The sequence below is a fragment of the Nocardioides salsibiostraticola genome, assembly GCF_054783655.1.
This window is the reverse complement of the sequence record NZ_BAAGQD010000007.1, coordinates 67,719-78,030: the sequence shown is the minus strand read 5'-3', so window position 1 is coordinate 78,030 and position 10,312 is coordinate 67,719. Positions and strand designations below refer to the sequence as shown.

9 protein-coding genes are annotated in these 10,312 nt (G+C 69.6%); 1 reads left to right on the top strand and 8 read right to left on the bottom strand.

Annotated elements, in window-relative coordinates; translation table 11 throughout:
* The first annotated feature begins 308 nt into the window (after positions 1-308).
* Complete coding sequence (locus tag ACYVLV_RS06170) at positions 309-1,400, top strand: class I SAM-dependent methyltransferase (RefSeq protein WP_460808516.1); 1,092 nt, start codon at positions 309-311, stop codon at positions 1,398-1,400.
* A gap of 65 nt (positions 1,401-1,465) precedes the next feature.
* Here the strand turns inward: ACYVLV_RS06170 and ACYVLV_RS06165 are convergent, their stop codons facing one another.
* From ACYVLV_RS06165 to ACYVLV_RS06130, 8 genes are all read right to left on the bottom strand, one after another.
* Entirely contained in the window at positions 1,466-1,927 is a 462-nt protein-coding gene (locus ACYVLV_RS06165; RefSeq protein WP_460808514.1) for a calcium-binding protein, read from the bottom strand.
* A 71-nt stretch (positions 1,928-1,998) separates the two neighbouring features.
* A complete protein-coding gene (locus ACYVLV_RS06160; protein ID WP_460808513.1) occupies positions 1,999-2,619 on the bottom strand; it encodes a hypothetical protein in 621 nt (206 codons plus the stop codon).
* Between the two features lie 14 nt (positions 2,620-2,633).
* Positions 2,634-3,776, bottom strand: coding sequence for a calcium-binding protein (locus tag ACYVLV_RS06155; protein ID WP_460808511.1), 1,143 nt, complete (start codon positions 3,774-3,776; stop codon positions 2,634-2,636).
* 33 nt (positions 3,777-3,809) lie between these two features.
* Positions 3,810-4,511: a sirohydrochlorin chelatase gene (locus ACYVLV_RS06150; RefSeq protein WP_460808510.1), complete on the bottom strand. Its 702-nt coding sequence runs from the start codon at positions 4,509-4,511 to the stop codon at positions 3,810-3,812.
* A gap of 129 nt (positions 4,512-4,640) precedes the next feature.
* Complete coding sequence (locus ACYVLV_RS06145) at positions 4,641-5,771, bottom strand: uroporphyrinogen-III synthase (RefSeq protein WP_460808508.1); 1,131 nt, start codon at positions 5,769-5,771, stop codon at positions 4,641-4,643.
* Positions 5,768-6,166, bottom strand: coding sequence for a nitrite reductase small subunit NirD (nirD, locus tag ACYVLV_RS06140; RefSeq protein ID WP_460808506.1), 399 nt, complete (start codon positions 6,164-6,166; stop codon positions 5,768-5,770). The genes ACYVLV_RS06145 and nirD overlap by 4 nt, the downstream gene beginning before the upstream one ends.
* Positions 6,163-8,772 (bottom strand): nitrite reductase large subunit NirB, encoded by a 2,610-nt coding sequence (gene nirB, locus ACYVLV_RS06135; RefSeq protein WP_460808503.1) that lies wholly within the window; start codon positions 8,770-8,772, stop codon positions 6,163-6,165. The genes nirD and nirB overlap by 4 nt, the downstream gene beginning before the upstream one ends.
* A complete protein-coding gene (locus tag ACYVLV_RS06130; protein ID WP_460808501.1) occupies positions 8,769-10,253 on the bottom strand; it encodes an FAD-dependent oxidoreductase in 1,485 nt (494 codons plus the stop codon). Before ACYVLV_RS06130 ends, nirB begins: the two co-directional genes overlap by 4 nt.
* Positions 10,254-10,312: the final 59 nt, after the last annotated feature.

Here is a 10,312-nt window from a genome sequence, read left to right as displayed (position 1 = left end):
GTGGATCTCGAGAATCACGCGCAGCAGGCGGTGGCCCGGTAGGGACCAGGGGTGTACCGGCAGCTCATCTGGAACCACCGACAACCCGATGGTGCACCAGTGAGCGCCAGCGAGGAGCCTCGAAACCCGGTTCCGTCAACGCGAACCCGGCCATGTCAGGAACCAGGTTTCGAGGCTCGGGCCTGGCGGCCCTCACACCTCAACCACCGTCAGGGACGGCTGGGGCTCAGCGGCTCGCGCACCTCAACCACCGTCAGGCCGCCGCGCCGCGCCGGATCCCCACCCCGCACGCGATAATGTGAGCCACGATGACCGACCAGCCCACTCCCGACTCCCGACACGCGCTGTCCTTCGGCGCCGTGGCGGACTCCTATGACCGCGGCCGGCCGGGTTACCCCGCCAGCGCGGCGAAGTGGCTGACCTCCCCCGAGCAGGTCTCGGTCCTCGAGCTAGGAGCCGGCACGGGCAAGTTCACCGCTCAGTTGGTGGCTCTGGGACACGATGTCCATGCGACCGACCCGGACACGGAGATGCTCGCCGTCCTCGAGAGCCGCTTCCCCGACGTACGCACCTCGCTCGGCAGCGCCGAGGAGATCCCGGCCCCCGACAGCAGCTACGACGTGGTCATCGCCGCCCAGTGCTTCCACTGGTTCGATCTCCAGCGCGCCATCCCGGAGATCGTCCGAGTCCTGCGCCCCGGCGGTCGGCTCTCGGTGGTGTGGAACGAGCGCGACGAATCGATCCCGTGGGTCAAGAAGTTCGGCCGCCTGATCGGTGCCGACGAGCCGCGTCCCAAGGACCATCATCTGCCCGAAGCAGCTCTCAAGGACTCGATGAAGTTCATCATGGTCGAGAACGAGCGCCACAAGCACTGGCAGACCGTCAACCGCAAGACCATCTGGGACCTGGTCCGCTCCCGCTCCCACATCGCCGTCCTCGACGAGGCGGCGCAGGAGGAGAAGAAGGCCGAGCTGATCGACTTCTACGACGGGTACGGCCGCGGCATGGACGGCATGCAGCTTCCCTACGTCGCCAACTGCTTCCGCGCCCGGGTCGTCAAGGTCCGCAAGCCCGTCCCTTCACCCGCTGAGGCCGCTGCGGCCGCCCGGTCCACGCCCGCAGCCGCCCGCCCGGCTCCTCGTCCCTCGACGGGCCGCACGGTCGAGGCGGATCTCCTCCGCCCGTTGGCGATTCTGGATGCGTCGAGCCTCAACCAGAACACCTCCACCAAGGAACCGTTGCCCGATCTGGCTCCTCGCACCGAGGAGTCCAGGGCCCCTGGCGCCCGGCTCAGCGACGACACCGTCGAACGGGTGCGTCCCGTTGACCCGCCGCGGGATCGTCGCGATGACGACGACGACGATGATGACGACGCGATGTTGTTGATCGACTTCCGCTGACGCTTGACTTGCGAAGGGCACGCACCTGGTGGATGGGATTCGCGAGTTAGTGGCTCATCGGTCGGTCAGCGCTCGCAACCGCTCTCGATTTCCACGGCGCACCGGTCGAGACCCGTGGAGCCGCGAGCCCGGTCACGGCCGACGCCGCCGTAGAGGCGGTCGGCCCCCGGGCCACCGAAGAGGCTGTCGTTCCCATTGCTCCCGAAGATCACGTCGGGACCGGCTGCGCCGACGAGGATGTCGTCGCCACCACCGCCGCTGATCCGGTCGGCGCCGTGGGCGCCGTTGATGATGTCGTTGCCGGGTCCACCGAACGCCTCGTCGTCGCGGCCCCCGAGTTGGATGCCGTCCGCGCCCTGGTTGCCGAACCACCGCTGGCTGACTTCTCCGGTGCAGTTGAGTTCTGCGAACCCGCTGCCGGCGTAGATCTGGTCCGAACCCCGGCCGCCCTTGACGACCGCCCGGCACGCTGTCACCCGGAAGATGCTGTTGGCAGCATTGCCGATCACCGTGGCGTCGCGGGCCACGACCTGGACCTCGGCGGCGATGCCCTTCAGTGAGATCGCGGGGGACTCATCGATCCGCAGCAGATTCTTCCTCAGGTCGACCCGCTGCTCACCTCCTCGACGCTGATGGAGTCGCGTCCGGTCCCGGTGAGGATCGGCGCAGTGAACGTCGGGCTGCGCAAGGTGAGGCGGTCGCCACCGCTGCCCAGGTCCACGGAGCCGACAACACCGGTAACGAACACGCGATCATGGCCGTCCCCCGTGGACACCGCATCCGCGCCATCGGGAGCCGTCGACAAGCTTTCGCCCGTGGTGACCACGTCGTCGCCTCCGGCGCCCACATAGGTGTCGGACCCGCGACCCAGATCCGCTTCGACCTGCGCGAACTGCTTGAACGGGCTGCCGCCTTCGATCAGCACCGAGTCGTCTCCGTCCCCTACCGCGAGGATGACGTCGTACTTCTCACCCCGCACGCAGACCAGGTCGTCACCGGCCAGCGTGTCCACGACGGTCCGCGCATCGGGGAGATCGATCAGGACGACGTCGGGCCCAGGGGTGCCCACGACGTTCCGCTCGGCATCAGTGGGCATGATCGTGACCGGCTGACCCTGACAGGTCTCACCGGCCGAGGTGGCCGCGCCGACGAACGGGGGAAGGACGCCGAGCGCGAGGACGACAGACCCGGCTACCGCGAGCCGAGGGGTGAGACGCATGCGGCGGTCGTAGGTCAGCGCTCGCACGAGCGCCTGATCTCGGCGACGCACGTGTCACGGCCGGCATGACCGACGGCCTTGTCGCGCCCCGCGCCGCCGTAGATGCGGTCGTCACCGGTGCCTCCGAGCAGGGCGTCGTTCCCGTTGCCACCGAAAACCACGTCGGCTCCACTGGCTACGTAGATCCGGTCATTACCGCCTCCGCCGCTGACGCGGTCGTTGCCCCTGGCGTCGTCGATGATGTCGTTGCCGGGTCCGCCGAAGATCTCGTCGTCCTTGAGGCTTCCCCGGATTTCGTCGTCACCCTGATTGCCGAACCAGCGAAAGGTGCCACCGGACGAGCAGTCGGAGATCCTCTCCTGGAGTCGAGAACTCACGAAAATGTCGTCCCCCCGACCACCCTTGACGCGTGCCTTGCATGCGGACACTGAGAAGAAGTTGTCGTCACCGGCGCCGAGGACGTCGGCGTTCTCGACCCGGAGCCGTAGCTTCACCACGCCACGCAGGTCGACCCCTCCCGAACCGTTGACCCGGAACCGCTCGCCGCGCATGTCGACACGGGCATTCATTCCCAGGACCGCGAGGGTGTCGATCCCGTCGCCGGCGTCGATCCCCTCGCTGAGCGTGACCTCGTACAGGTCGATGTAGTCGTCACCGGCGCCCATGTCCACGGCACCCACCAGTCCGGTCACCTTGAGGCGATCGTTGCCGTCGCCGGTGGTCACCGAGTCGCCGGTGTCCCGAGAGAACGACTCTCCGGCTGCCGTCACGTCGTCCCGACCAGGCCCACCGACGTACGTGTCGATCCCCTGGCCCAGGGAGGCCCGCACCGAGGAGGATGCAGCACCCTCCTCGACGACGACGGTGTCGTCTCCGGCTCGCAGTTCCAGGGTCACGCTGTAGCCCTCACCGCGCACACACACCACATCGTCACCGGAGGCGGTGTCCACCGAGGCCGTGCCCACCGGGAGATCGATCACCACCACGTCCGGGCCGGACGTGCCGACGACGTCGGCCCCGTCCTCTGTGACGACCATCGTGGCCGGCTGGCCCTGACAGGTCTCACCGGCTGAGGTCGCGGTCCCCACGAACGGCGGGAGTACGCCGAGCGCCAGGACGAGGGACCCGGAGATGGCGAGCCGAGAGGAGAGGTTCATGCCGTGACGGTACGCCGCCGCTCGTCGTACGACCTAGCCTTTAGCTCGCGAATCCCGTGCACCAGGTGGGTGGAACTCACGAGCCAAGGCCGTGTATCGCTCACAGACCAGATCGACGATCGACGAGTGCGCCCCCATCACGTCGGCGACCACGGTCCCGGGCGGCAGGTCACGCCCGGCACGGTCGGCGAAGAACCCCGGCGAGAGCAGGTACGGCGAGACCGCGTCCCCCGGTCGGACCACCTCGGAGGGTCGGTGTCCGATCCCGGTGAGCGTCGCCAGGGACACCGGGGCCACCCAGGCGCGCGCGAGCAGGTCGACCGCGGCCATCTGATCAGCCGTGGCTGCCGGGTCGCTGGACCCCGCCGCCACCATCACCAACGGCCTGTTCCGCACCGCCCCCGCCTCGAGGAGCCGCGCCACCTGGGCGTCGGCCAGCAACGGGTCCGGACCGAAGGAGGGTCCCAGAACAACCGGGGCACTCGCCCCGGCGACGGCTTCGGGTAGGTCCTTGGTCATGTGGAAGCCGGTCGACAGCAGCAGCGGTACGACGACCGCCGGCCCTTCGAGACCAGTCATCACGTCGGCCAACAGCGGGTCGCACAACTCGACGTACGCCGTCACCGCCGGCACCCCGAGCCGAGCGGCAGCCGCGTCGGTGATCCGCGCCGCCACCTCGTTCCCGCTGCTGTTGCGGGTCCCGTGCGCAACGGTCACCAACATCGGCCTGGTCATCGGTCTCCCTCACTCATGGATCTCACGTGGGAAACGGTAGACCGCCCCGCCTCCGCCGACCCGCGAGTCGGCGCTAATTGACGCCTCAAACTGCCTGAGTCGGCGCTAGTTGCGTCAACTTGCGCCGACTCACCGATCGTCGCAGGCCAGGCGGTAGCCCCGCTTGACGACGGTCTGCACGCTCCGGGTGCCCAGCGAGGACCGCAGCCGGGCCACCGCCATCTCCACCGCATGCTCCGAACCGGCCGTTCCGGACGGCAGGGCGGCGAGCAGATCGCGGCGGGACACCACGTGACCGGGATTGACGAGGAGGGCCTGGAGGACCGCGAAGGGTGCCGGCGAGAGCCGCACCTCGGCGCCGTCGAGCACCACCGTGTCGCCGTGGAGCAGCAACGTGTGACCGGCCAGGTGCAGGGTCAGACCGGCCGCTCGCGACGGCAACTCGAGCTCGACCTGTTTGATCATCGCCGCGAGTCGGGAGCGTTCGGGGTAGATCGAGGGCACACCCCACATCTCGAAGGCGGCCGCGGTCACCGGTCCGACACAGCAGGCCAACGTCTCGGCCTGCATCGCGGACACGACCTCGTCCCGACGGCCCGTCGAACCGGCGGCATCCATCAGCGCAGCCACCGCCGGGGCGGAGGTGAAGGTGACCGCCTGCAACTCCCGATCGGCGATCTGGTCGATCAGGTGGAACATCGGCTCGGGGTCCTCGGCGCCCATCGTCCGGTAGACCGTCACCGTGGTCACCTCCGCACCCTGCCGCCGCAGCGCGTGTGCGGCCATCGACAGGGACTGGCCGTGCTCCTGGACCACGATCCGCTTCCCGCGCAGGTCGCGACCGCGCAGCCGGTCGAGGACGTCGTCGAACTCCTCCGACGCAGGCGACCAGAGCTCCCGCAGACCGCGTCGACGCAGGGCCCCGACGCTCTTGGGTCCACGGGCGTAGATCTCCGCCTGCCCCAGATGCGCCAGCAGGTCATCGAGCAGCCCCCAGGACTCGGCCGCACCGAACCAGGCCCGCATCCCGATCCCGGTCGTGGCCAGGAAGATGTCGACCGGGCGGGCCAGGACGTCCTCGGTCGCCGGCCTCAGGGACGCGTCCTCGACCCGGTTGGCGGCCATGGACAACACCGGCGCCCACACGACCTCTGCCCCCCGGCGCTCAAACAGGGTGACCTGTTCCTCGGCCTTGCGCGCGGCGGTGACGCCGATCCGGAACCCGGAGAGGGGCCCGGGGCTGCCGGGCAAGTCGCTCATGAACCCATTGTCCCCGACGTACGCCGCTCTCCCACGAGGACGACCCCGTGAGCGTCGACACCCACGTCGTACGTCGCGACCGCGATCTGCGAACCGGCGGGCGCGTCCAGGCAGATCCCGGTGCGCAGATCGAAGGACTGCTTGTGCATCGGGCTCGCCACCACCGGAACGCCTCCGCGGGTCCCGACGATCCCTCGGGCCAGGACCGAGGCACCCGCGCAGGGGTCGTAGTTGGACAGGGCGTAGAGGTGATCGTCGTGGGTGCGGAAGACCGCCACCGCCTCCCCCCGCACCAGGGCGGCGACCCCGCCCTCGACCTCGATCTGGTCCAACAGGCACACGACGGTGCCGGTCACCGAGCGAAGATTCACGCCCGCATCCACCTCGGCGCTCATGGGGCACCCACCGGGATGGTGTCCCCGAGCGAGACCGGGCCGGCCGGCTCTCCGGGCCGGATCTGGCCGCGCTCCTCAGTGAAGGTGATGTGGGGATCAGGAGTGCCCGGCGCGTTGACGAAGGACACGAAGCGTTCCAGTTTGTCCTCGTCGTCCAGGGTGGCCGCCCACTCGTCGACGTACCCGGTGACGTGGCGGGCCATCGCCGCTTCCAGTTCGGAGCCGAGGCCGAGCACGTCGTCGACCACGACCTGCCGCACCCGTTCCAGTCCTCCCTCGAGGCTCTCCACCCACGGGGCGGTGCGCTGGAGCCGGTCGGCGGTTCGGATGTAGTACATGAGGTAGCGGTCGAGGTAGCGCACCAACGTCTCGGTGTCGAGGTCACCGGCAAGCAGGCGGGCGTGCACGGGCGTGGCGCCCCCGTTGCCGCCGACGTAGAGGTTCCAGCCCTTCTCGGTCGCGATCACCCCGAAGTCCTTCGACCGCGCCTCCGCGCACTCGCGTGCGCAGCCGCTGACCCCGCCCTTGAGTTTGTGGGGTGATCGCAGACCCCGGTAGCGAAGCTCCAGGGCGATGGCGAGGCCGACGGAGTCCTGGACGCCGTACCGGCACCAGGTCGAACCGACACACGACTTCACCGTCCGCAACGACTTGCCGTAGGCGTGACCGGATTCGAATCCGGCATCGACCAGGCGTCGCCAGATCGCGGGCAGTTCCTCCATCCGGGCGCCGAAGAGGTCGATCCGTTGGCCACCGGTGATCTTGGTGTAGAGCCCGAAGTCGCGGGCCACCTCGCCGATCACGATCAGACCGTCCGGGGTGATCTCGCCACCGGGGATCCGGGGCACCACCGAGTAGGTGCCGTTGCGCTGGATGTTGGCGAGGTAGGCGTCGTTGGTGTCCTGCAGGGTCCGGTGCGCCTCAGCCAGCACGTGCTCCCCGATCTGGCTGGCCAGGATCGAGGCCACGGTCGGCTTGCAGATGTCGCAGCCGCGACCGGTGCCGTGCCCCTCGAGGATCTGCTCGAACGAGGTGTAGCCGTGGATCGCCACCACCTCGAAGAGCTCGGCGCGGGTTACCGCGAAGTGCTCACACAGGCTCCTGTCGACCGCCAGACCCTGGGCCGCGAAGTGTTTCTCCACGATGCTCTTCACCGTGGTCTTGCAGGACCCACAGGTGGAGCCGGCCTGGGTGCAACGCGTCACGCACGCCGCGTCCGCGCACGGTTCGTCGCCCAGGCTGACCGCCTCGATGATCTGGCCCTTGGTGACCGTGTTGCAGGAGCAGACGACCGCCTCGTCGGGCAGCTCTACCCCCGCGGAGCCGCTACGCGGAGGAAGGATGAGTTCCTCAGGGTTGTCGGGGAGCCTGATCGCGGTCGCTGCGCCGTCGTCCCCACTGGAGACCATCGGTCGCAGGACGCCGTACGCCGAGGCGTCCCCGACGAGCATCCCGCCCAGCAGGACGTACCCGTCGCCGGCGGCGGTCTCCTTGACCACGAGCTTCTTGTAGTGCCCGGCGACCGCGTCGGCGTAGACCAACTCCAACGCGCCCTCGGTGACGGCGAACGCGTCGCCGAAGGAGGCGACGTCGACCCCCAGCAACTTGAGCTTGGTGGACATGTCGGCCCCGGTGAACGCGCCCGGACCGCCGAGCAGCGCGTCGACCACCACCTCGGCCATCGCGTAGCCGGGTGCGACCAGTCCGTACATCACCCCGCCGGGGGCCGCGCACTCCCCGATGGCCCAGACGTGCGGGTCGCTGGTGCGGCACTGCTCGTCGACCAGTACGCCGCCACGCGGGGCCACGTCGAGCTCGGCCGCTCGGGCCAGGGCGTCGCGTGGACGGATCCCCGCGGAGAAGACGACGATGTCGGCGTCGATCGGGTCCGCGTCCCGCAGCCCCAGCCCGGTCACGTGGGTGTCACCCAGCACGCCCTCTGTGGCCGCACCGGTGTGGACCTTCAGCCCCAGACCCTCGATGTGACGGGTGAGCGTCGCGCCACCGACATCGTCGACCTGGACCGGCATCAGCCGAGGCGCCATCTCCACGACGTGGGTGTCGAGTCCGAGTTGGACCAACGCGTTGGCCGCTTCGAGCCCCAGCAATCCACCGCCGATGACCGCACCCACACGAGCCCCCACGGCCGCCTCGCGGATCGCCTCGAGGTCCGCGATCGTCCGGTAGACGAAGCAGCCGGGCAGGTCGCGACCCGGGATCGGGGGGATGAACGGCGCCGCACCGGTGGCGAGGACGAGTTCGTCGTAGACCAGGACCTCACCGTCGGCGAGTTGCACGGTGTGGGCGTCCCGGTCGATCGCCGTGGCCTCGGTGTCGAGGACCAGCCGCACCCGGGGGTCGTCGTACACCCCGCCGGGCAGGAGGGAGAGTTCATCGGCGCCCACCTCGAAGAAGGAGGTCAGGGCCACCCGGTCGTAGGCGGCCTGAGGCTCCTCGCCGATGACGACCACGTCGTACAACTCGGGGAGACCCCGCTCGATGGCCGCCTGCACGAAGCGGTGGCCGACCATGCCATGGCCGATCACGACCAAGGTCCTGCGGGTGTTGACCGCGTCTCGTTCGCGGGGCGGGGTGATGTGGTTCATCGGGTCTCCTGGGTCGATCCGGTGAGGGTGGGTCGGGTAGCGAGCAGTTGGCGTACCGACGGCGCGCAGCCGCCGCAGCCGGTGGTGGCGCGGGTGGACTCCCGGACCTCGGCGAGCGAGCCGCAGGCCCGGATGGTTCCGGCCGAGACTCCGGCGCAGGCGCAGATCTCGGCGTCGTCGGGCAGACGGGAGGGAGGGGCGACCTTGTCGCCGATGAGGAGCGCGCCCGGCTCGTGGGCGGCCAGGCGAGTGCCCCGGTCGTAGTACTGCGTGATCAGACCGATCCGGGACAGGTCCCCGACCAGGGTCGCGGAGACGATCACGCCGTCGAGAACCACCAGCCGTCGATGCGACCCGAGGATCGGGTTGGAGACCTCGACGACCTCGCCCGCACTGCTCGGGTCACCGAGCACGGCGACGTCCAGGCCGGTGGCGCGCAACCGGGCGACTGATCGACTGCCGCGGTACTGAGCTTCGGCACCGGTGAGGTGAGCTGCCAGCAGACCAGCCTGCTCCCAAGCCGGCGGGACGAACCCTGTGGTCACACCCTGCCGCTCGCTGAGCCGCTCGCTGGGCCGCTCGCCCGGGCCGTCCAGCAGGTGCTCGGCGCAGTCTCCGAGGGCGTGGATGTCGGGGTCGTCGATGCTGGCGAGTTGGTCATCGACCAGGACGCCGCGGCGGACACTCAGGCCGGCTCCTCGCGCCAGCGCCGTCGACGGGCGACCGCCGGCGGTGAGGACGACGAGGTCGGTCTCCAAGGTGAAGCCGTTGTCGAGTTGCAGCCCCACTCCACTGCTCGATTCGCGCAACCGCACGGCGCGGGCTCCGGTGTAGACGGTGGTCCCGAGCCGGGTGAGTTCTCGTGCCAGGACACCGCCGGCCGCGGTGCTCAGTTGGGCCCTCAACACGTGCTCGCCGCCCTCGACGATCTCGGTCTGGAGTCCCCGGATGCTCAGAGCCCGGGCGACCTGGAGCCCGAGCAGCCCCCCGCCGACCACGACCGCTCGACGGGCGGGGGTCTCACCGGTCGGCGTCGAGATGGCGGCGTCGAGGCGCAGGCAGTCATCCAGGCTCCGGAAGGCGTGCACGCGGTCATGCAGACGCCCGTCCACTCGGATCAGACCGCGGATCGGAGGCAGGGTGGGGATCGCCCCCGTCGCCAGGACGAGTCGGTCGTAGGGCAGGCAGGTTCCGTCGACGAGCATCACCTCACGCCGCTCCCGATCGATCCGGAGGACCCGGGTGTTCAGCCGCAGATCGACGTCGTGGTCGGCGTACCACCGAGGCTCCCGCAGGGTCAGCGCATCGACCCGGTGGGTGCCCTCGAGGACCGCGGACAGCAGGATCCGGTTGTACGGCGCGTGCGGCTCGTCGCCGAGCACCGTGATGTGACCAGCGCAGTCGCGGGCGAGGAGTTCCTCAACCAATCGGGTCGACGCCATCCCGCTGCCGATCACGACGATCCGTTCGGGGGCGCTCATGCGCAGCCTCCGGTCTGTCGGGTTGTGTGCCGGAGCACGGGCCCCGGGTCGGGATAAGG

Bases quoted from the DNA above. Each gene is read 5' to 3' on its own strand.
- nirB (WP_460808503.1), bottom strand. From the start codon at position 8,772: ATGAACCACATCACCCCGCCCCGCGAACGAGACGCGGTCAACACCCGC.
- ACYVLV_RS06170 (WP_460808516.1), top strand. From the start codon at position 309: ATGACCGACCAGCCCACTCCCGACTCCCGACACGCGCTGTCCTTCGGC.
- ACYVLV_RS06130 (WP_460808501.1), bottom strand. From the start codon at position 10,253: ATGAGCGCCCCCGAACGGATCGTCGTGATCGGCAGCGGGATGGCGTCG.
- ACYVLV_RS06150 (WP_460808510.1), bottom strand. From the start codon at position 4,511: ATGACCAGGCCGATGTTGGTGACCGTTGCGCACGGGACCCGCAACAGC.
- ACYVLV_RS06160 (WP_460808513.1), bottom strand. From the start codon at position 2,619: ATGCGTCTCACCCCTCGGCTCGCGGTAGCCGGGTCTGTCGTCCTCGCG.
- ACYVLV_RS06155 (WP_460808511.1), bottom strand. From the start codon at position 3,776: ATGAACCTCTCCTCTCGGCTCGCCATCTCCGGGTCCCTCGTCCTGGCG.
- ACYVLV_RS06145 (WP_460808508.1), bottom strand. From the start codon at position 5,771: ATGAGCGACTTGCCCGGCAGCCCCGGGCCCCTCTCCGGGTTCCGGATC.
- nirD (WP_460808506.1), bottom strand. From the start codon at position 6,166: ATGAGCGCCGAGGTGGATGCGGGCGTGAATCTTCGCTCGGTGACCGGC.